The sequence below is a fragment of the Klebsiella sp. SWET4 genome, assembly GCF_024296565.1.
In the GTDB taxonomy this organism is placed as follows: Bacteria; Pseudomonadota; Gammaproteobacteria; order Enterobacterales; family Enterobacteriaceae; genus Klebsiella; species Klebsiella variicola.
The window spans coordinates 1-20,227 of record NZ_JANCOB010000013.1 but is presented as its reverse complement, the minus strand read 5'-3'; the positions used below and the strand labels follow the sequence as shown (position 1 = coordinate 20,227).

Sequence of the window (20,227 nt, the reverse complement as noted above, 5' to 3'; positions counted from 1 at the left end):
ATACGCTTTCGTGTGCAGTGTCACCCGGCAGAGCGACAACCAAAAACTTCGGGGGGATATTCTATACGCAACGACACGGGATGTCGTTAGTTTGAATGGATTTAAATATTAAATAATTCACGTCGCTGCGGTTATCGCAGCGACGTGAATTCAACAGGGGAAATTAATGAATTCCACCAATGCGCGATAACCGCACGCCGGTCGGCCATTCACCTTCCTGTTTTTCAAAACTCATCCAGATAGCGGTCGCTTTTCCGACCAGGTTCGCTTCCGGCACAAAGCCCCAGTAGCGGCTGTCGGCGCTGTTATCCCGGTTGTCACCCATCATAAAATACTGACCGGGCGGTACAATCCAGGTGGCCAGCGGCAGGCCGGACTGATGGTAGTACATCCCAACCTGATCCTGGGCAATCGGCACCATCAGAATACGGTGCGTGACGTCGCCCAGCGTCTCCTGACGCTCGGTCAGACGAATGCCGTCCGCTTTGGTTTCGCCCTTCGGCAACTGCCAGAAACCGCTGGACGCTTCGCCGCCGTTGCTGCGGGAGAAGGTCTGAACGAAATCGCTCGGCTCAACATTGGAATAGGTCACCGGCAGCGCGTTGCCGCAGGCCTGTCCGGAGCTGCAGCCCGGCTGAATAGTGACCTGCTTGGCAACCGGATCGTAGGTGACTTTATCGCCCGGTAATCCCACCGCGCGCTTAATGTAGTCGAGACGCGGATCTTCCGGATATTTAAACACCACGATGTCGCCGCGCTTTGGATGACCCGTTTCGATCAGCGTTTTCTGGTAGATCGGATCTTTAATGCCGTAAGCGAATTTCTCCACCAGGATGAAATCGCCAATCAGCAGGGTCGGCATCATCGAACCTGACGGGATCTGGAAAGGTTCATAGATAAACGAACGCACAATCAGCACAATCGCCAGCACCGGGAAGACCGAGGCGCCAGTTTCCAGCCAGCCCGGTTTCGGGCCCACTTTCTTCAGCGTTTTCTTGTCCAGTTGCTCGCCGGTCGCTGCCTGAGCAGCGGCCTGACGCTCACGACGTTTTGGTGCGAAGATGAACTTATCCAGACACCACAACAGCCCTGTCACAAGGGTCGCAATGACCAAAATCAGGGCAAACATGTTCGCCATGCCAACTCCTTAATTATTTGCCGTCTTTACCAACGTGCAGAATGGCGAGGAACGCTTCCTGCGGCAGTTCAACGTTACCGACCTGCTTCATACGCTTCTTACCTTCTTTCTGCTTCTGCAGCAGCTTTTTCTTACGGCTGACGTCGCCGCCGTAGCATTTCGCCAGGACGTTTTTACGCAGCTGTTTCACAGTAGAGCGCGCGATGATGTGGTTGCCGATAGCCGCCTGAATGGCGATATCGAACTGCTGACGCGGGATCAGCTCTTTCATCTTCTCGACCAGTTCGCGACCACGATAAGGGGCGTTGTCGTTGTGGGTGATCAGCGCCAGCGCATCGACACGCTCGCCGTTGATCAGCACGTCAACGCGCACCATGTTCGAGGCCTGGAAGCGTTTGAAGTTATAATCCAGCGACGCATAGCCACGGGAGGTAGACTTCAGACGGTCGAAGAAGTCGAGAACCACTTCCGCCATCGGGATTTCGTAGGTCAGCGCCACCTGTTTACCGTGGTAAACCATGTTGGTCTGCACACCACGCTTCTCGATACACAGGGTGATCACGTTGCCGAGGAACTCCTGCGGCAACAGCATGTGACACTCGGCGATAGGCTCACGCAGCTCCTGAATATTATTCAGCGGCGGCAGCTTGGACGGGCTATCGACGTAGATAACTTCTTTGGAGGTCGTTTCCACTTCATAGACTACCGTCGGCGCCGTGGTAATCAGGTCAAGATCGTACTCACGCTCCAGACGCTCCTGAATGATTTCCATGTGCAACAGGCCGAGGAAGCCGCAGCGGAAGCCGAAGCCCAGCGCCGTTGAGCTTTCCGGCTCATAGAACAAGGAAGCATCGTTCAGACTCAGTTTACCCAGCGCATCACGGAAGTTTTCATAGTCATCAGAGCTCACCGGGAACAGACCGGCATAGACCTGCGGCTTCACTTTTTTGAAGCCCGGCAGCGCTTTATCCGCTGGATTACGCGCCGCGGTCAGGGTATCGCCCACCGGCGCGCCGAGGATGTCTTTGATCGCGCAGACCAGCCAGCCTACCTCGCCGCATTTCAGCTCGGTACGGTCGACCTGTTTCGGGGTGAAGATGCCCAGACGGTCGGCGTTATAGACCTGGCCGGTGCTCATCACCTTAATTTTATCGCCCTTGCGCATGGTGCCGTTTTTAATACGAACCAGCGACACGACGCCTAAGTAGTTATCGAACCAGGAGTCGATGATCAGCGCCTGCAGCGGCGCGTCCGGATCGCCTTCCGGCGGCGGAATATCGCGCACCAGACGTTCCAGCACGTCCGGCACGCCAACGCCGGTTTTCGCCGAGCAGCGAACCGCGTCGTGAGCATCAATACCGACAATATCTTCAATCTCGTCCGCTACGCGCTCCGGATCGGCCGCAGGCAGGTCGATCTTGTTGAGCACCGGAACGACTTCGAGGTCCATTTCCATGGCGGTATAGCAGTTCGCCAGGGTCTGGGCTTCTACGCCCTGCCCGGCGTCAACCACCAGCAGCGCGCCTTCGCACGCCGCCAGGGAGCGCGATACTTCATAGGAGAAGTCAACGTGGCCCGGGGTGTCGATAAAGTTGAGCTGATAAGTTTCACCATCGCTGGCTTTATAGTCCAGGGTGACGCTCTGCGCCTTGATGGTAATCCCGCGCTCACGTTCAAGGTCCATGGAGTCCAGAACCTGGGCCGCCATTTCGCGATCAGAAAGGCCACCGCAAATCTGGATGATACGGTCAGACAGCGTCGACTTACCGTGGTCGATGTGAGCGATGATCGAAAAGTTACGTATATTCTTCATATTTAGAGTTAATTATGCCTTACGAGTATCATGAGGCCGCTGTACTGTGCCTGACGTTTTTTAATCCGAAAACGCCGCATTCTACACTACATCCGTGAAACCAGGAAATGCTGTTAGATCCAGCATAACGGCAGAAATTGTGGCGTTGTTACAGGAAGAGTAAATAAAGATGAGGGGCAGTGAAATCACTGCCCCATTTCAGAGGAGGGCGTATCAACACGCAGCAGATCCGGCGGCAAACCGACGCTTAAAATCACCGGCTGCCATGACTGGCGAGCAGCCAGCTGCGGCGACAGACCGCGCGCCACCAGGAAGCCGCCGACGCCGCCCAACAGCGCGCCGCAAAGTGACGCGATATCGCTGGCAAACAGCACCTGGAAAATGGACGCCATCACAAACAGCCCCACCAACGGCGCCATATAGACGAGCAGCGCTGAGCCCAGCAGGCTACTTTCAGCGATCCCCAGCTCCACTTTTTGCCCCGCGGCCAATGGCTGCTCGCAGGGCACGCTAATGGTATGGCTGGTCTGCGGCCCCAGCTTGTTTAACACCCGGCTACCGCAGCCGGCACGGGAAGCGCAGCTGCTGCAGGAGGCTTTAACGTCGCAGTGCACCTGCGCCACGCCGTTATGCCAGGAAACCACGGTGGCCCACTCTTTAATCATTGTACTGCCTTGAATTTAATACTGTCAGAGATACGCTTCGCCGTCTGCGGCGGCAGTTCGCCCACCACGGTGATCTCCGCGTTATCGCGTACCGTCGTGCTGACGGTACGTCGACCGGTGCGCAACAGCTGGTCGCTGCTGGCCGCCGTGGCGCGGTTGATATTGATCGAGAAGCTGAACAAGCCGTCGGAATAGAGACGTGATTCGACTGGACCGTCAAAAGTGGGCAGACGGCGCTGACTGCTGGAAACTTCAGCCATCCCCTGGGGAAGCCATGTTGGCGCCCAGTTGAAGTTGGCTTTGTCGCCCCCTTCAGGGACGGACAGCTGCGGCGGTAGATTCGCTTTTGCCAGCGTCTCCATGCTGGCGCTGACGTTATCGCCAACGTTGAAGGAGACAACCCGGAACTGCTCCAGCGTTTCACCGTCGCGGTCGAGCAAATCGACGCGCAGCGGCAGTTTGGTCTCGGCGTCCAGCCAGGCGATAAAGCTATAGCGCGTACCGTCGCGAGCTACGACGCGGATCACGTCGCAGAGGCGGTCAGCGATACGGGTACGGCCAACGGAGATAAAATCATACGCAGCGGAGAGGCGTTTGAAATCGCTATAAACCAACGATGGCAGCGAATCGACGATGTAGTCGCCGTTGAGGGTGAAAGGATCGAGACCGGGTTCAAAATAGCTGATTTCCGTGCCGCGCAGGACCACTTCCCGGCGCGGACCGTCCAGCTGCAGCAGTTGCGCCAGCGGTTGATTGTTCAGTCGCGCATGACGATAGCGCAGCGACTCAACGCCTTGTTTATTGATGCTGACGAAAGACAGCTCATAATTGAGGGACTGGCTGGCCAGGTTCATCTGCTGCAACAACGCCCCGGACGATGTATCAGCCGAGGCGTTGACAGAGAACAACAGGCTGCCTGCCATGAGCGACATGGCACACCAAAGTTGCTTCATTACTGCGATTGCGTTCCTAAAGTTTGATAACCCGGCACCTGGACTGCTGCCTGCTGAGTCTGGGCCTGGCCAAACTGCAGCTGCTCAGCGTGCAGGCGGCGCTGCAGTTCATAGTCCTGCAACATGGCGTTAATCCGGCGGCGCTGTTCCTGGACTTGCGCCTGCTGGCCGCTACCCGCTGATGCGTCAGCCGGCACGCCAAGGCTTACCGGGCTCGCTTTACCCATCATCGGCAGGGTATTGAACACTGGCGCCTCTGGCTGCTGAGTCGCATCAGATTGCCCATTATAGTGCTGGACGCCGACGATAACCGCAAGCGATACGCAGGCGGCAACGCCCATTTGGGTGAGTGAGCTGGCCCATGGACGCACTTTGTTCCAGAACGGCATCTGCCGCCACTGGTGGGGTGCGGGCTGAGATTCAGGAATAAGCGGCGCCGTCTGACGAACGGGCTCATTTTCAATGGCGGCCATCACCCGGGCGGAGATATCGAATTGCAGCACCTCTGCGGTATCGCCACGCAGCGTATCGCGAATGAGGTGATAGCTCTCCCAGGTTTTTTGCATCTCAGAGGAACGGCTCAGCTCGTTGAGCAGTTCTTTATCCAGCGTTTCACCATCCATTAAAGCCGAAAGTTGTTCTTTCTGCATGCCTGATACCCTTTTCCAGTATTCCGCTATCGTCAACGCCTGATAAGCGGTTGAACTTTATTATCAATAGCTTCTCGCGCCCGGAAGATACGCGAACGCACCGTCCCAACCGGACAATCCATGATAGCGGCTATCTCTTCATAGCTCAGGCCATCCAGCTCCCGTAACGTAATTGCCATGCGTAAATCTTCCGGGAGCGATTCAATGGTACGAAAAACTATTTGTCTCAGTTCTTCTGACAACATTAAGTTCTCAGGGTTCGAAATTTCTTTCAACGCCCCGCCGCTTTCGAAGTTTTCCGCCTCGTTGGCGTCAACATCGCTGGACGGCGGACGGCGTCCCTGAGCAACCAGATAATTCTTCGCCGTGTTGACGGCGATACGGTATAACCAGGTGTAAAAAGCGCTATCTCCCCGGAAAGAGTCCAGCGCACGCCATGCCTTAACGAACGATTCCTGAACAACGTCAGCGATATCGCCCGGCGGTACATAGCGGGAAACCAGACTCGCGACCTTATGCTGATAGCGCACCACCAGCAAATTAAACGCTTTCTGATCTCCTTTCTGGACCCGTTCAACAAGGACCTGATCCGTTAACTGCTCGCTCATCCGAGGTAATGTCTCCCCAAACCCAATTCCCATGCGTCTTCAAAACACCACCCAAAATCTGCATTATGAGCAAGCTGACTGTTGGAGTGCATGAAAACAATAAAGTTCCGTTACGCTTTTGTTTTTTGTCTGGCAACGGCGGCAGATCGTTATCAATCATTATATGCCCAGGTTGCTAAACAACAGGTTAGTCAATAAGAAAAAGCGCAGGCCCGACTGAAGGGTATCGTAACACAGTGTTTATTTCACTATAAAATCCAATGCTAACAACCTGCTCCACTTCTCTTTTTTACCGCACAACGCCCCTTTTCCCGGCCCCTTCTGTTTAGCCGTCACAACACCAGGCAAAAAATATGTACGATTCCTCACGCGCTGGTGCTATTGTGAGCTAAATGTGTTTAGTAAATTAAACAAAGACGATGAATACCACTCCTGACTTATCTTGTGATGTGTTGATTATCGGCAGCGGTGCTGCCGGTCTCTCCCTCGCGCTGCGCCTGGCGGAGCACAGTTCGGTGACGGTGCTGAGTAAAGGGCCGATCAGCGAAGGTTCGACGTTCTATGCGCAGGGCGGGATTGCCGCCGTCTTCGATGAGACGGACAGTATCGAATCCCATGTTGAAGATACGCTGATCGCCGGCGCGGGACTCTGCGATCGCCATGCGGTCACCTTCGTCGCCAGCAACGCCAGACCGTGCGTACAATGGCTTATCGATCAGGGCGTGCTGTTTGACACCCAGGTCCAGGCCAATGGCGAAGAGAGCTACCATCTCACTCGCGAAGGGGGGCACAGCCATCGACGCATTCTTCACGCCGCCGACGCTACCGGCAAAGCGGTAGAGACAACGCTGGTCGATAAAGCCCTTGCTCATCCGAATATCCGCATCATTGAGCGCAGCAATGCCGTTGATTTGATTGTCTCGGACAAGATTGGCCTGCCGGGCACGCGCCGGGTGGTCGGGGCCTGGATCTGGAACCGCAATAAAGAGCGGGTAGAAACCTGCAGCGCGAAGGCGGTGGTGCTTGCGACCGGCGGGGCCGCCAAGGTTTATCAATATACCACTAACCCTGACGTCTCTTCCGGAGACGGCATTGCGATGGCCTGGCGGGCGGGCTGCCGGGTAGCGAATCTCGAATTCAACCAGTTCCACCCCACCGCGCTGTATCATCCACAGGCACGCAATTTCCTGCTTACTGAAGCGCTGCGCGGCGAAGGCGCCCACCTTAAACGCCCGGACGGCACCCGCTTTATGCCGGACTTTGACGAGCGCGGCGAGCTGGCCCCGCGCGATATCGTCGCCCGCGCCATCGACCATGAAATGAAGCGCCTGGGCGTTGACTGTATGTTCCTTGATATCAGCCATAAACCCGAGGCGTTTGTTCGCCAGCACTTCCCGATGATTTACGAAAAGCTGCTCGGTCTGGGAATTGATTTAACCAAAGATCCGGTGCCGGTCGTCCCCGCCGCGCATTACACCTGCGGCGGCGTGATGGTGGATGATAATGGCCGTACTGACGTCGATGGCTTATACGCCATCGGCGAAGTCAGCTATACCGGGCTGCACGGCGCCAACCGCATGGCCTCGAACTCGCTGCTGGAGTGTCTGGTCTACGGCTGGTCCGCCGCGGAGGATATCGCCCGGCGCCTGCCGCTGGCCCAGAAGGTCACCACCCTGCCGGCGTGGGATGAAAGTCAGGTGGAGATCCCGGATGAACTGGTGGTTATCCAGCATAACTGGCACGAGCTGCGCCTGCTGATGTGGGATTATGTCGGCATTGTGCGCACGACGCGCAGACTGGAGCGCGCCCTGCGGCGCATTACCATGCTCCAGCAGGAGCTGGATGAGTATTACGCCCGCTTCCGCGTCTCGAATAATCTGCTGGAGCTGCGCAATCTGGTGCAGGTGGCGGAGCTTATCGTACGCTGCGCGATGTTACGTAAGGAGAGCCGCGGGCTGCACTATACCCTCGACTATCCGCAGCCGCTGCCGAACAGCGGCCCGTCGATACTGTCGCCCCTGGCTCACATAAAGAGATAAAAATCCCCGGTCAGAGCAGTAAACCCTTCAGAGTACTGCTGCTCTGGCCCGCGGATCGCCAGTCTGTCGCAGAAACACTCTCCTGCCGTCGGGGAGAACGCCAGCAGCACCCGGTGCGGCGGCCGCAGTTCGGTCTCCGCCACGTCAGTGCGCAGTCGCAAATGCCACCCCATCGCCGTTGCCCGCTCGATAAACGCATTACCGATATCCACCGGCAGCACCACGCAAAAAAAACCTTCTTCGGTGATATGCTCTGCGGCACAGGTCAGCAGGGAGGCGTGATCGAGCGTCGTGGTATACCGCGCCTGCTCCCGCTGCGAGGTAGCGCATGGCACGCCTTCGGCAAAAAAAGGCGGGTTACTGATTATCAGTTCATAGCGTCGGGTTTGCGACGGCTGCCACTGATGGATATCGGCCTGGCAGATTTCTATGCGCGAAGACCACGGTGACGCGAGGGCATTTTCCCGCGCCTGAGCGGCTGCCTCCTCGTCCAGTTCGACCGCATCGACTTGCACATCGTGACCGGTACGCTGGGCGAGCATTAGCGCCAGCAGGCCGCTGCCCGCGCCAATATCCAGCACATGCTTCACCCCGGCAATCGGCGCCCAGGCGCCAAGCAAAATGCCATCAGTGCCCACCTTCATCGCGCAACGATCGTGGGCGACAAAGAACTGTTTGAAGGTAAAACCATTGCGCGGCAGCGCAAACTTCGACTGAGACATCCTCAATAACCTTGCCGACAAAACTCCTGAACGTAAGGCTATGCACAATACCGGAGAACAGATAGCCTTACAAACAGATGAACATTACGTCAGTAACGTCTATAATCGGCGGCCCACTCAGAGGTAGAACATGACTGTAACGACTTTTTCCGAACTTGAACTCGACGAAAACCTGCTGGAAGCCCTCCAGGATAAAGGTTTCACTCGCCCGACAGCCATTCAGGCCGCCGCTATTCCGCCTGCGCTCGATGGCCGTGACATTCTCGGTTCAGCGCCGACCGGCACCGGTAAAACGGCGGCGTATCTGCTGCCAGCGTTGCAGCACCTGCTCGATTTCCCGCGTAAGAAATCCGGGCCGCCGCGCATTCTTATCCTGACGCCGACCCGTGAGCTGGCGATGCAGGTGGCTGACCACGCCCGCGAGCTGGCGAAGCATACCCATCTGGATATCGCCACCATTACCGGCGGCGTAGCGTACATGAACCACGCGGAAGTGTTCAGCGAAAACCAGGATATCGTGGTCGCTACCACCGGTCGCCTGCTGCAGTATATTAAAGAAGAGAACTTTGACTGCCGCGCCGTCGAGACCCTGATCCTCGATGAAGCCGACCGCATGCTGGACATGGGCTTTGCTCAGGATATCGAAACCATCGCCGGTGAAACCCGCTGGCGCAAGCAGACCATGCTGTTCTCCGCCACGCTGGAAGGCGATGCGATCAAGGATTTTGCCGAACGCCTGCTGGAAGAGCCGGTTGAAGTCTCCGCTACCCCATCGACCCGCGAACGTAAAAAAATTCATCAGTGGTACTATCGCGCCGACGATATCGAGCATAAAACCGCGCTGCTGATTCATTTGCTGAAGCAGCCGGAAGCAACCCGCTCCATCGTCTTCGTGCGTAAGCGCGAGCGCGTTCACGAACTCGCCGCTAAGCTGCACGAAGCAGGGATTAACACCTGCTGGCTGGAGGGCGAGATGGTGCAGATTAAGCGCAACGAAGCGATTAAACGCCTGACCGATGGTCGCGTGAACGTGCTGATCGCCACCGACGTCGCCGCACGCGGTATTGATATCCCGGATGTCAGCCACGTGTTTAACTTCGACATGCCGCGCACCGCCGATATCTATTTGCACCGTATCGGTCGTACCGGCCGCGCCGGTAAAAAAGGCATCGCCATTTCGCTGGTTGAAGCGCATGACCACCTGCTGCTGGGCAAGATCGGCCGCTACGTTGAAGAACCGCTGAAAGCCCGCGTGATTGATGAACTGCGACCGAAAACCCGCGCGCCGAGCGAGAAGTTAACCGGTAAACCGTCGAAGAAAGTATTGGCGAAGCGCGCCGAGAAAAAAGAGAAAGAAAAAGAGAAACCGCGGGTGAAGAAACGCCATCGCGACACCAAAAATATCGGTAAGCGCCGTAAGCCAAGCGCGGCCGGGACGCCATCAACGTCCACTGAAGAGTAAAAAAAACGCCGGGACATCCCGGCGTTTTCACATCTGGCTTCAGCCTTACAGGCTTTCGGTAAAGGTACGGGCGATAACGTCACGCTGCTGTTCCGGAGTCAGGGAGTTGAAGCGTACCGCATAGCCGGAAACACGAATGGTCAGCTGCGGGTATTTTTCCGGGTGCTCAACCGCGTCCAGCAGAGTTTCGCGACGCAGCACGTTCACGTTCAGGTGCTGACCGCCTTCCACGCGAACTTCTGGTTTCACGTCTACCGGAATTTCACGGTATTCGATTTCACCCAGTTTGCTCACCGCCACCACGTCGTCTTCCGCAAAACCACCTTTGGCACACAGGCAGCGCGCTTCGCCTTTTTCGCTGTCCAGCAGCCAGAAAGAGTTCAGCAGGTCGTCGTTTGCCGCTTTAGTAATTTGGATACCAGTAATCATTTGATGCCTCCCAGGCAGTGTTTATTCGATTTTGGCCTCTTCGCGGCCAATTGGTAAAACCATTGTTGTATGAGTGTATATATATCAGCCGCACCCTCGGCATTCCTTGATATAAATCAATAAAAACCACTCACACAAAGTGGGTATAGAGGGATTTTATTGTTTTACATCAAGTTAGGCCATGGGGTCTCATAAATAATTTTGTAAATTTTCAATTTTTTTTGCATAAAAGCCCACATCAAGCCGTGCCGATTTTGTTCTGTAGAAAGAAGCCGTTAAGCTATAGCGATGACCCTTTGCAGGAGAGCAAGATGACCACCTCTTTAACCTGGCATGACGTGCTGGCGGATGAAAAGCAACAACCCTATTTTCTCAATACACTGAAGACCGTCGCCGAAGAGCGCCAGTCCGGGATCACCATCTACCCACCGCAAAAAGACGTCTTCAATGCGTTTCGCTTTACCGAGCTGGGCGACGTCAAAGTCGTCATTCTCGGCCAGGATCCCTATCACGGCCCGGGTCAGGCCCACGGTCTGGCATTCTCGGTTCGCCCGGGCGTCGCGATCCCGCCCTCGCTCTTGAACATGTACAAAGAGCTGGAGGCCACGATCCCCGGCTTTACTCGCCCCACTCACGGTTATCTCGAAAGCTGGGCGCGTCAGGGCGTACTTCTGCTTAATACGGTCCTGACCGTCCGCGCCGGGCAGGCGCACTCGCACGCCAGCCTTGGCTGGGAGACCTTTACCGATAAAGTTATCGCATTAATCAATGAGCATTGCGAGGGGGTGGTCTTTCTGCTGTGGGGTTCTCATGCGCAGAAGAAAGGCGCGATTATCGATCGTCAGCGCCACTGCGTGCTGAAGGCGCCGCACCCATCGCCGCTCTCTGCGCATCGCGGCTTCTTTGGCAGCAACCATTTCGTACAGACCAACCAGTGGCTGGCTGACCGCGGCGAAGCGCCGATCGACTGGATGCCGGTCCTTCCCGCCGAAAGCGAGTGATCGACAGCCATAAAAAAAGCCAGCATCAGCTGGCTTTTTCGCATTCAGGCAGGCGAATTACGCCTTGTTCTGACGCCACCATTCTGCCAGCAGGACGCCGGTCGCCACAGAGACGTTCAGGCTTTCGACATTGCCGGTACCGTCGATGGCAACGCTGAGATCGGAGCTGGAAATCGCCGCATCGGACAGACCATCACGCTCCTGGCCTAACACCAGCACCATTTTCTTCGGCAGCTCGGCTTTAAACAGCGGCGTACCATTATGGCTGGACGTTGAGACAATCGCGTAGCCCGCTTTGCGGAACTGATCCAGGGTATCGATAAAGCTGTCGCCGGTGATCGGTTCAACATGCTCCGCTCCGCCCTCCGCCGTACGGATCGCCGCCCCGGACTCCAGCACGCCAGCATCCTGAACCACCACGCCCTTCACGCCGAAGTGCGCGCAGCTGCGCATGATCGCCCCGAGGTTGTGCGGGTTACCCACGTCTTCCAGCGCCAGAACACAATCTTCTTCTGCCGCCTTCGCGACCCACTGGGCAACAGAGGTGCCGTGGCGTTTTTTGATCAGGAAGCAGACCCCGCCGTGGTGCTCGGTGCCGGAGGCTTTCGCCAGCTCGGCTTCGTCCACCACATGATAGGCTTTACGGTTGGCCGCCATCCAGCGCAGCGCTTCTTTAAAGCGGGGCGTGACGCTCTGGATAAACCAGGCGCGAACGATAGCTTCCGGACGGCTCTGGAACAGCGCCTGGCAGGCGTTTTCGCCATACACGCGGGTCTCTTCCGCACGCTGACGACGCAGTACTTCCGGATCGATAAAGCTCTTCCCGCTGATCCCGCCGTGATCTTCTTTTACCGGCGTCTCATCGCCAGGAGCGCGGGAAACGGTACGCCACGGAGACGCATCGTCACGATGAAAATCATCGCGCTTGCGATCGTCACGCTTACGGTCGTCACGTTTGCGATCGTCGCCGCGGCTGTTTCGTTCGTCACGCGCAGGGCGGCTGCGGCCGTCAACACGAGATTTTCCTGGACGACCTCCCCCTTTCCCGGTACGTGGGTTATGGGTGCGTTTGTCAGAATCATCATCACTGCGGACATACATCACTTTGACCTTGCCGCTTTTATTTTTCAGTTCGTCGCTCATCAATTTTCTCCACCTGCGCTGCGCGAAGCGCGCAGATTACCCGATGTGTCATCGCTTCGCCATGATTTCGTTTAAAAGCCGGCCTCTATTGCACTCATCGAACAAAACGCATTGTCCTTAAATAACACTTAATCGATAATATGTAACATCACAGAAACATATCGGCCACGTGCCACGTTGCAACCCATAACCAGAGGTTAGTTATGAATACCGTTTGTGCCAGTTGTCAGGCTCTGAACCGCCTCCCGGACGATCGTAGCGCGGATGGCGCAAAGTGCGGACGCTGCGGTCACGATCTTTTTGACGGCGACGTCATCAACGCGACCGGGGCAACGCTGGATAAACTCTTAAAGGACGATCTGCCGGTCGTTGTCGATTTCTGGGCGCCATGGTGCGGCCCCTGCCGTAGCTTCGCGCCGATCTTTGAAGATGTCGCGGAAGAACGTAGCGGGAAGATGCGTTTTGTCAAAGTCAACACCGAAGCGGAACGTGAGCTTAGCGCCCGGTTTCGTATCCGCAGCATCCCGACCATTATGATGTTCAAAAATGGCGAAGTGATCGACATGCTCAATGGCGCGGTGCCAAAAGCGCCATTTGATAGCTGGCTGAACGAAGCCGGCCAACAGTAATCCTTCCGGGGCACCGCTTGTGCCCCGTTTTCACCTCTGCGACAATAGCGTTTTTCTCTAGCGACTCCCATGATTGAAAACGCAGTCCTTCGCCTGCGCGCTGAACGCCTCGCGCGTGCTACCCGGCCTTTCCTTGCTCGCGGCAACCGCATCCGCCGCTGTCAGCGCTGCCTGCTGCCGCTCAAGCAGTGCCTGTGCGCGACGTTAGTGCCCGCGCAGGCCACCAGCCGCTTCTGCCTGGTGATGTTTGATACGGAACCGATGAAGCCCAGCAACACCGGCCGGCTCATCGCCGATATTCTGCCTGATACCGAGGCTTATCAATGGTCGAGAACCGAGCCGCCGCAGGCGCTGCTCGATCTGGTCGCGCATCCTGATTATCAACCGATGGTGGTTTTCCCTGCCTCCTATGCCGGGCCGGAGCGCCAGATCCTGAGCGCGCCGCCGTCCGGCAAGCCGCCACTGTTTATTATGCTCGACGGCACCTGGACCGAAGCGCGCAAAATGTTCCGCAAGAGCCCTTATCTTGACGCGCTGCCAATAATCTCCGTCGATCTGTCACGCATCTCTGCCTATCATCTGCGCGAGGCGCACGCCGACGGACAATACTGTACCGCGGAAGTGGCCATCGCCCTGCTGGATCTGGCGGGAGATGCCCCGGCCGCCGCTGCGCTTGGCGAGCACTTCACCCGCTTCCGGACCCGCTATCTGGCGGGAAAAACCCAGCATAAGGGGAGTATCACAGCGGACCAGGTGGAAAACGTTTAAAATCATTCGGTCACTGGGATGAAAGGAGACCGGTATGAGCCAACGAGGCCTGGAAGCACTGCTGCGACCAAAGTCCATCGCCGTTATTGGCGCATCAATGAAGCCGCAGCGCGCTGGCTATCTCATGATGCGCAACCTGTTAGCCGGCGGTTTCAATGGCCCGGTACTGCCGGTGACCCCCGCCTGGAAGGCGGTGCTCGGGGTGCTGGCATGGCCCACGATTGAGAGCCTGCCGTTTACGCCGGATCTGGCGGTGCTCTGTACTAACGCCCGGCGTAATATCGAATTGCTCGAAGCCTTAGGGCAGAAAGGGTGTAAAACCTGCATCATTCTCTCTTCGCAGCCGGAACAGTATCCGGCGCTGCTCGAATGCGCCGCGCGCTATCAGATGCGCCTGCTCGGCCCAAACAGCCTGGGACTGCTGGCGCCGTGGCAAGGCCTGAACGCCAGCTTCTCGCCGGTCGCGATCCATCGCGGTAAACTGGCCTTTATCTCGCAGTCGGCCGCCGTCTCTAATACCATCCTTGACTGGGCGCAGCAGCGCGAGATGGGGTTTTCCTACTTCATCGCGCTGGGCGATAGCCTGGACATTGATGTCGATGACCTGCTGGACTTTCTGGCCCGCGACAGCAAGACCAGCGCCATTTTGCTTTACCTCGAGCATCTAAGCGATGCGCGCCGATTTGTCTCCGCTGCGCGCAGCGCTTCGCGAAACAAGCCTATCCTGGTGATTAAAAGCGGCCGTAGCCCCGCGGCGCAAAAGCTGTTGCACGTCAACTCCGGGATGGATCCGGCATGGGATGCAGCCATACAGCGTGCTGGCCTGCTGCGGGTGCAGGACACCCATGAGCTGTTCTCCGCCGTGGAAACGCTCAGCCATATGCGCCCGCTACGCGGTGAAAAGCTGATGATCGTCAGCAATGGCGCGGCTCCGGCGGCGCTGGCGCTGGATGAACTCTGGCTGCGGAATGGCAAACTGGCGGTCCTCAGCGAGGAGACCCGCGACGCCCTGCGCCAGGCGTTGCCGGTTGGCGTCGAGATCGCCAACCCATTAGATCTGCGCGATGATGCCAGCAGCGAACATTATCAGCAGGCCGTGAATATTTTGCTCAACAGTCAGGACTATGACGCGCTGCTGGTGATCCACTCGCCCAGCGCGGCCGCGCCGGGCACGGAGAGTGCGCTGGCCCTGATTGATGCCCTGAAGCATCATCCGCGCGGTAAATATGTCACCGTGCTGACCAACTGGTGCGGCGAATTTTCCTCGCAGGAAGCGCGACGTTTATTCAGCGATGCCGGCCTCCCAACCTACCGTACGCCAGAGGGCACGATCACCGCTTTTATGCATATGGTGGAATACCGTCGCAACCAGAAACAACTGCGCGAGACGCCGGTGCTACCGGATTCGTTAACCGCCAATACCAGCGAAGCGCATGCTCTGCTGCAGCAAGCGATAGATGACGGCGCCACCACGCTGGATACCCATGAGGTCAGCCCGGTGCTCCGGACCTATGGCATCCATACTCTGCCGACATGGATTGCCGCTGACAGCGCAGAAGCAGTGCATATCGCTGAGCAGATAGGCTATCCGGTCGCGCTGAAGCTGCGTTCTCCGGATATCCCGCACAAATCGGAAGTACAGGGGGTCATGCTCTATCTGCGTACCGCCGCCGAGGTGCAGCAGGCGGCAGATGCGATGATCGATCGCGTCAGACTGGCCTGGCCCCAGGCGCGCATCCATGGTCTGCTGGTGCAGAGTATGGCTAATCGCGCCGGCGCCCAGGAGCTGAGAGTGGTGGTTGAACACGATCCCGTCTTCGGCCCGTTGATTATGCTGGGCGAAGGCGGCGTGGAGTGGCGGGCCGAGGATCAGGCCGCGGTGGCGCTGCCGCCGTTGAATATGAACCTGGCGCGTTATCTGGTGATCCAGGCGATCAAAAATAAAAAGATCCGCGGTCGCAGCGCATTGCGCCCGCTGGATATCGCGGGCCTGAGCCAGCTGCTGGTTCAGGTATCGAATCTGATCGTCGACTGCCCGGAGATCCAGCGCCTGGACATTCATCCCCTGCTCGCCTCCGGCAACGAGTTTACGGCGCTGGACGTCACGCTAGGCCTGGCCCCCTTTGACGGCGACAGTGAAAGCCGCCTTGCGATTCGTCCCTATCCGCACCAGCAGGAGGAGTGGGTGGTAATGAAAAATGGCGATCGCTGCCTGTTTCGGCCGATCCTTCCGGAAGATGAGCCGCAGCTGCTCGCGTTTATCGCTCAGGTCACCAAAGAAGATCTCTATTATCGCTATTTTAGTGAGATCAACGAATTTACCCACGACGATTTAGCCAATATGACGCAGATCGACTACGATCGTGAAATGGCGTTTGTTGCCGTCAGGACCACCGCAGAGAAAAGCGAAATTCTCGGCGTGACGCGGGCGATCTCCGATCCCGACAATATTGACGCCGAGTTTGCCGTTCTGGTCCGTTCAGATTTAAAAGGGTTAGGCCTGGGGCGAAGGCTGCTGGAAAAGCTGATCGCTTATACACAAAGCCATGGCCTGCAACGCCTTAATGGTATTACGATGCCGAATAACAGGGGCATGATCGGCCTGGCCAGAAAGCTGGGATTCACCGTTGATATTCAGCTGGAAGATGGGATTGTCAGTCTATCGCTGCCCCTGAATCAGGGATAATCGCGTCACGCTGACCGCAATTGTTGACCACATTAGCGGGTAGTAATGGTATTATTGCCCGCTTACGTCGTCTGCATGGTACAGAAGACCCTTCAATAAACAGAGAAGAAACGCACTGTGATGTTGTCAAAATTTAAGCGTAATAAACATCAACAACACCTTGCCCAACTCCCTAAGCTTTCTCAGTCAGTTGATGATGTAGAGTTCTTTTACGCCCCTGCGGATTTCAGGGAAGCGTTACTGACCCGGATTGCCCACGCCACTCAGCGTATATGCATTATTGCGCTCTACCTGGAGCAAGATGATGGCGGAAAAGGAATTTTGCAGGCTCTCTACGACGCCAAACGCCAGCGTCCGGAACTGGATGTCCGCGTTCTGGTAGACTGGCACCGTGCTCAACGTGGTCGTATCGGCGCCGCCGCCTCCAACACCAATGCCGACTGGTATTGCCGGATGGCCGATGAAAACCCAGGTGTGGATATCCCCGTTTACGGCGTGCCGATTAATACCCGGGAGGCGCTCGGCGTTCTCCATTTCAAAGGCTTTATTATCGATGACAGCGTCCTCTACAGCGGCGCCAGCCTGAACGATGTTTATCTGCATCAGCACGACAAGTACCGTTATGACCGCTATCAGTGCATCCGTAACGGCAAAATGGCGGACGTCATGTTCGACTGGGTCGACAATAATCTGGTTCAGGGGCGCGGCGTTAATCGTCTCGACAGACCGGATCGGCCAAAAAGCCCGGAAATCAAAAACGACATTCGCCAGTACCGTCAGGAGCTCCGCGACCGCAGCTACCATTTTGTCGGCACCGCTGGTGACGAAGAACTCTCCGTCACCCCGCTGGTAGGACTGGGGAAATCCAGCCTGCTGAACAAAACTATTTTTCACCTGATGCCTTGTGCCGAGCACAAGCTGACGATCTGTACCCCCTACTTCAACCTCCCTGCCGTACTGGTGAGAAATATCATCCAGCTGCTGCGGGACGGTAAACAGGTGGAGATTATTGTCGGCGATAAAACCGCTAACGATTTCTACATTCCGGAAGATCAACCGTTTAAAATTATCGGTGCGCTTCCCTATCTGTATGAGATCAACCTGCGGCGTTTCCTCAGCCGACTGCAATATTATGTCAATACTGAGCAGCTGATCGTTCGCCTGTGGAAGGATGACGATAACAGCTACCATCTGAAAGGCATGTGGGTTGACGATGAGTGGATGCTGCTCACTGGCAACAACCTTAACCCACGCGCCTGGCGGCTCGATCTGGAAAACGCCATTCTGATCCACGATCCAAAGCGGCAGCTGGGGGCCATGCGGGAAAAAGAGCTGAAGCTCATCCGCACCCACACCACGGTAGTGAAACATTATCGGGATCTGCAAAGTATCGCCGACTATCCGGTGAAAGTGCGAAAACTGATCCGCCGCCTGCGACGGATCCGCATTGACCGGTTGATCAGCCGTATTCTCTGACTATCAGCCCCGCGTCGACGGGGCTTTTTTCTGGAAGCGCTATGCGTTCGATAATAGTGATGACATCGCTGCTGTTAACGGGCTGCAGCCACATGGCAAATGATGCATGGTCCGGTCAGGACAAAGCCCAGCATTTTCTGGCCTCGGCGATGCTGTCTGCCGCCGGCAATGAGTATGCGCAACATCAGGGTTACAGCCGGGACCGCAGCGCCGCCATTGGCCTGATGTTTTCCATCAGTCTTGGCGCGTCAAAAGAGCTTTGGGACAGCCGCCCGGCAGGGAGCGGCTGGAGCTGGAAAGATTTCGCCTGGGATGTCGCCGGCGCGACCACCGGCTATGCTGTGTGGCAACTGGCGCACCAGTAAGCGTTACAGGCGCAGGCCTTTTCCCTTGCGATGCAGCATCAGGGAAACCAGGAAGGCGATGGCCGCCATCACCGTCACATACCAGTAGAACGCGTGCTCTATCCCCGCCGACTTAAGCGACAGCGCGACATATTCCGCAGAGCCGCCGAACAGCGCGTTCGCGACGGCATAGGAAAGCCCTACCCCAAGCGCGCGGACCTGAGCCGGGAACATCTCTGCTTTCAGGATGCCGCTGATAGAGGTATAGAAACTGACGATCAGCAAGGCGCAGATCACCAGTCCGAAGGCGGCATACGGTGAGCTCACCTTCTGCAGAGCACTGAGAATAGGCACGGTAAATAACGTCGCCAGCACGCCAAAGCACAGCATGGAGGTGCGACGGCCAACTTTATCCGAAAAGGCGCCGAACAGCGGCTGAACCAGCATATAAACGAATAGCGCCGCGGTCATGATCACGCTGGCGGTGCTAGCCGTCATGCCCGCCGTGTTGACCAGATACTTTTGCATATAGGTAGTAAAGGTGTAGAAGGTCAGCGATCCGGCGGCGGTAAAGCCCAACACCATCACGAAGGCCCGGCGATTGCGCCACAACCCTTTAAATGATCCAGCCTCTTTCAGCGCCCGGGTCTCCTGCTTTGAGGTTTCGTCCAGCTGGCGACGCAGCCACAGCGCGACGATAGCCAGTACCGCCCCAAGAGCAAAAGGAATACGCCATCCCCAGGCATGGAGATCTTCATCGCTGAGCACCTGCTGGAGCGCGACAACCACTAATACCGCCAGCAGTTGACCGCCAATCAGCGTAACGTACTGGAAGGAGGCATAGAAGCCTTTCTTACCTTCCACCGCGACTTCACTCATATAGGTCGCACTGGTGCCGTATTCTCCGCCAACAGACAGCCCCTGGAACAGACGCGCCAGCAGCAGCAGCGCCGGGGCCCAGGTGCCGATGACCGCATAACCCGGCAGACAGGCAATCACCAGTGAGCCAAAGCACATCATGCACACCGAGATAAGCATGGAGGCTTTACGTCCGCGGCGGTCGGCGATTCGACCAAACAGCCATCCGCCGATGGGACGCATCAGGAATCCGGCGGCAAATACGCCTGCCGTCTGCAGCAGTTGGGTGGTGGTATTGCCAGATGGAAAAAAGATATGGGCGAAATAGAGCGAGCAGAATGAATAAACGTAAAAATCAAACCACTCAACCAGATTCCCCGAGGAAGCGCCAACTATTGCCCAAATACGACGACGGGTATCGGCCTGATCCGGCGCGCCCCGTTCGGTAATGCTACTTTCTGTCATTGTTATATTGCTCCAGCAAAGACTGCAATCTGTCTTGTCGGGCGTACCACGTCACGTAGACAAATTAGTTAGTGAACTAAATGTTATATAATTGTTATATCTTTATATGTGACTGTATTCACATTTTTTTTCGTAAGAGTGGTTTTCGCGATTAACGCCAGCGCAGGGGCAAGGAAAAAGTGGATTATGATGAAGGGATTACCATGACGGGGTTTTATGTTGCTTTGAATGAAGATAATGGGGCGGGTATGGCAGGGTTTTCCCCGGAGGCGGTGCTGCGCACCTTGTCCGGGCTACAGGTCGTGCAGGGCGGGTGCGAATCCGTAGCCCCGGTAAGCGCAGCGCCACCGGGGAGACATGCCGGCACGGTTGCCGGAC

The 20,227-nt window shown here is 56.7% G+C and carries 19 protein-coding genes; 8 read left to right on the top strand and 11 right to left on the bottom strand.

Annotation, left to right across the window (positions count from 1 at the left end):
• Nucleotides 1-163: 163 nt before the first annotated feature.
• The 7 genes from lepB to rseD all read right to left on the bottom strand — a co-directional run bounded on the left by lepB (nt 164) and on the right by rseD (nt 5,919).
• Nucleotides 164-1,138: a signal peptidase I gene (gene lepB, locus NKJ21_RS23145; RefSeq protein ID WP_008803766.1), complete on the bottom strand. Its 975-nt coding sequence runs from the start codon at nt 1,136-1,138 to the stop codon at nt 164-166.
• 13 nt (nt 1,139-1,151) lie between these two features.
• Nucleotides 1,152-2,951, bottom strand: coding sequence for a translation elongation factor 4 (gene lepA / locus NKJ21_RS23140; protein WP_008803765.1), 1,800 nt, complete (start codon nt 2,949-2,951; stop codon nt 1,152-1,154).
• A 185-nt stretch (nt 2,952-3,136) separates the two neighbouring features.
• Nucleotides 3,137-3,616, bottom strand: a complete 480-nt coding sequence (gene rseC / locus NKJ21_RS23135; RefSeq protein ID WP_008803764.1) for a SoxR-reducing system protein RseC — start codon at nt 3,614-3,616, stop codon at nt 3,137-3,139.
• Complete coding sequence (gene rseB, locus NKJ21_RS23130) at nt 3,613-4,569, bottom strand: sigma-E factor regulatory protein RseB (protein ID WP_012540854.1); 957 nt, start codon at nt 4,567-4,569, stop codon at nt 3,613-3,615. The genes rseC and rseB overlap by 4 nt, the downstream gene beginning before the upstream one ends.
• Nucleotides 4,569-5,219: an anti-sigma-E factor RseA gene (gene rseA / locus NKJ21_RS23125; RefSeq protein ID WP_008803762.1), complete on the bottom strand. Its 651-nt coding sequence runs from the start codon at nt 5,217-5,219 to the stop codon at nt 4,569-4,571. Before rseA ends, rseB begins: the two co-directional genes overlap by 1 nt.
• Nucleotides 5,220-5,251: 32 nt before the next feature.
• The gene (gene rpoE / locus NKJ21_RS23120) at nt 5,252-5,827 is read right to left on the bottom strand and encodes an RNA polymerase sigma factor RpoE (protein ID WP_002914074.1); all 576 of its coding nucleotides are present in this window, start codon (nt 5,825-5,827) and stop codon (nt 5,252-5,254) included.
• A complete protein-coding gene (gene rseD / locus NKJ21_RS27880) occupies nt 5,824-5,919 on the bottom strand; it encodes a rpoE leader peptide RseD (RefSeq protein ID WP_121980491.1) in 96 nt (31 codons plus the stop codon). The genes rpoE and rseD overlap by 4 nt, the downstream gene beginning before the upstream one ends.
• Before the next feature lie 327 nt (nt 5,920-6,246).
• Between rseD and nadB the strand changes: the two genes are divergently transcribed.
• A complete protein-coding gene (gene nadB / locus NKJ21_RS23115) occupies nt 6,247-7,866 on the top strand; it encodes an L-aspartate oxidase (RefSeq protein ID WP_080929286.1) in 1,620 nt (539 codons plus the stop codon).
• Here the strand turns inward: nadB and NKJ21_RS23110 are convergent.
• Nucleotides 7,851-8,588, bottom strand: coding sequence for a tRNA1(Val) (adenine(37)-N6)-methyltransferase (locus tag NKJ21_RS23110; protein ID WP_016161648.1), 738 nt, complete (start codon nt 8,586-8,588; stop codon nt 7,851-7,853). The two genes, nadB and NKJ21_RS23110, sit on opposite strands and share 16 nt — an antisense overlap.
• Before the next feature lie 130 nt (nt 8,589-8,718).
• On the opposite strand from NKJ21_RS23110, the gene srmB reads away from it, so the two are divergent.
• Nucleotides 8,719-10,050 carry an ATP-dependent RNA helicase SrmB gene (gene srmB, locus NKJ21_RS23105; RefSeq protein ID WP_012540851.1) on the top strand — a complete coding sequence of 444 codons (1,332 nt, stop codon included), beginning with the start codon at nt 8,719-8,721 and terminating at the stop codon, nt 10,048-10,050.
• Nucleotides 10,051-10,095: 45 nt separating this feature from the next.
• Here srmB and grcA read toward each other — a convergent pair whose 3' ends face one another.
• Nucleotides 10,096-10,479 (bottom strand): autonomous glycyl radical cofactor GrcA, encoded by a 384-nt coding sequence (grcA, locus tag NKJ21_RS23100; protein ID WP_002914084.1) that lies wholly within the window; start codon nt 10,477-10,479, stop codon nt 10,096-10,098.
• A 311-nt stretch (nt 10,480-10,790) separates the two neighbouring features.
• Here grcA and ung point away from each other — a divergent pair, with 311 nt between their 5' ends.
• Entirely contained in the window at nt 10,791-11,480 is a 690-nt protein-coding gene (ung, locus tag NKJ21_RS23095; protein WP_012540850.1) for a uracil-DNA glycosylase, read from the top strand.
• Between the two features lie 57 nt (nt 11,481-11,537).
• Here the strand turns inward: ung and NKJ21_RS23090 are convergent, their stop codons facing one another.
• Nucleotides 11,538-12,623: a tRNA/rRNA methyltransferase gene (locus NKJ21_RS23090; protein ID WP_012967429.1), complete on the bottom strand. Its 1,086-nt coding sequence runs from the start codon at nt 12,621-12,623 to the stop codon at nt 11,538-11,540.
• A gap of 203 nt (nt 12,624-12,826) precedes the next feature.
• Between NKJ21_RS23090 and trxC the strand changes: the two genes are divergently transcribed.
• The 5 genes from trxC (at nt 12,827) to NKJ21_RS23065 (ending at nt 18,547) form a co-directional block, all read left to right on the top strand.
• Nucleotides 12,827-13,252, top strand: coding sequence for a thioredoxin TrxC (gene trxC, locus NKJ21_RS23085; protein WP_002914091.1), 426 nt, complete (start codon nt 12,827-12,829; stop codon nt 13,250-13,252).
• Between the two features lie 69 nt (nt 13,253-13,321).
• Entirely contained in the window at nt 13,322-14,020 is a 699-nt protein-coding gene (gene tapT, locus NKJ21_RS23080; protein ID WP_117108604.1) for a tRNA-uridine aminocarboxypropyltransferase, read from the top strand.
• 34 nt (nt 14,021-14,054) lie between these two features.
• Nucleotides 14,055-16,706 carry a protein lysine acetyltransferase gene (gene pat, locus NKJ21_RS23075; RefSeq protein WP_155011064.1) on the top strand — a complete coding sequence of 884 codons (2,652 nt, stop codon included), beginning with the start codon at nt 14,055-14,057 and terminating at the stop codon, nt 16,704-16,706.
• Nucleotides 16,707-16,826: 120 nt separating this feature from the next.
• Entirely contained in the window at nt 16,827-18,182 is a 1,356-nt protein-coding gene (pssA, locus tag NKJ21_RS23070) for a CDP-diacylglycerol--serine O-phosphatidyltransferase (RefSeq protein WP_254733251.1), read from the top strand.
• 41 nt (nt 18,183-18,223) lie between these two features.
• Entirely contained in the window at nt 18,224-18,547 is a 324-nt protein-coding gene (locus NKJ21_RS23065; protein ID WP_008803753.1) for a YfiM family lipoprotein, read from the top strand.
• Nucleotides 18,548-18,550: 3 nt separating this feature from the next.
• Here NKJ21_RS23065 and NKJ21_RS23060 read toward each other — a convergent pair whose 3' ends face one another.
• Nucleotides 18,551-19,849, bottom strand: coding sequence for an MFS transporter (locus NKJ21_RS23060; protein WP_012540846.1), 1,299 nt, complete (start codon nt 19,847-19,849; stop codon nt 18,551-18,553).
• Between the last annotated feature and the right edge of the window lie 378 nt (nt 19,850-20,227).

Coding starts and splice junctions, on each gene's coding strand:
- lepB (WP_008803766.1), bottom strand. CDS start 1,138: ATGGCGAACATGTTTGCCCTGATTTTGGTCATTGCGACCCTTGTGACA.
- lepA (WP_008803765.1), bottom strand. CDS start 2,951: ATGAAGAATATACGTAACTTTTCGATCATCGCTCACATCGACCACGGT.
- rseC (WP_008803764.1), bottom strand. CDS start 3,616: ATGATTAAAGAGTGGGCCACCGTGGTTTCCTGGCATAACGGCGTGGCG.
- rseB (WP_012540854.1), bottom strand. CDS start 4,569: ATGAAGCAACTTTGGTGTGCCATGTCGCTCATGGCAGGCAGCCTGTTG.
- rseA (WP_008803762.1), bottom strand. CDS start 5,219: ATGCAGAAAGAACAACTTTCGGCTTTAATGGATGGTGAAACGCTGGAT.
- rpoE (WP_002914074.1), bottom strand. CDS start 5,827: ATGAGCGAGCAGTTAACGGATCAGGTCCTTGTTGAACGGGTCCAGAAA.
- rseD (WP_121980491.1), bottom strand. CDS start 5,919: ATGCACTCCAACAGTCAGCTTGCTCATAATGCAGATTTTGGGTGGTGT.
- nadB (WP_080929286.1), top strand. CDS start 6,247: ATGAATACCACTCCTGACTTATCTTGTGATGTGTTGATTATCGGCAGC.
- NKJ21_RS23110 (WP_016161648.1), bottom strand. CDS start 8,588: ATGTCTCAGTCGAAGTTTGCGCTGCCGCGCAATGGTTTTACCTTCAAA.
- srmB (WP_012540851.1), top strand. CDS start 8,719: ATGACTGTAACGACTTTTTCCGAACTTGAACTCGACGAAAACCTGCTG.
- grcA (WP_002914084.1), bottom strand. CDS start 10,479: ATGATTACTGGTATCCAAATTACTAAAGCGGCAAACGACGACCTGCTG.
- ung (WP_012540850.1), top strand. CDS start 10,791: ATGACCACCTCTTTAACCTGGCATGACGTGCTGGCGGATGAAAAGCAA.
- NKJ21_RS23090 (WP_012967429.1), bottom strand. CDS start 12,623: ATGAGCGACGAACTGAAAAATAAAAGCGGCAAGGTCAAAGTGATGTAT.
- trxC (WP_002914091.1), top strand. CDS start 12,827: ATGAATACCGTTTGTGCCAGTTGTCAGGCTCTGAACCGCCTCCCGGAC.
- tapT (WP_117108604.1), top strand. CDS start 13,322: ATGATTGAAAACGCAGTCCTTCGCCTGCGCGCTGAACGCCTCGCGCGT.
- pat (WP_155011064.1), top strand. CDS start 14,055: ATGAGCCAACGAGGCCTGGAAGCACTGCTGCGACCAAAGTCCATCGCC.
- pssA (WP_254733251.1), top strand. CDS start 16,827: ATGTTGTCAAAATTTAAGCGTAATAAACATCAACAACACCTTGCCCAA.
- NKJ21_RS23065 (WP_008803753.1), top strand. CDS start 18,224: ATGCGTTCGATAATAGTGATGACATCGCTGCTGTTAACGGGCTGCAGC.
- NKJ21_RS23060 (WP_012540846.1), bottom strand. CDS start 19,849: ATGACAGAAAGTAGCATTACCGAACGGGGCGCGCCGGATCAGGCCGAT.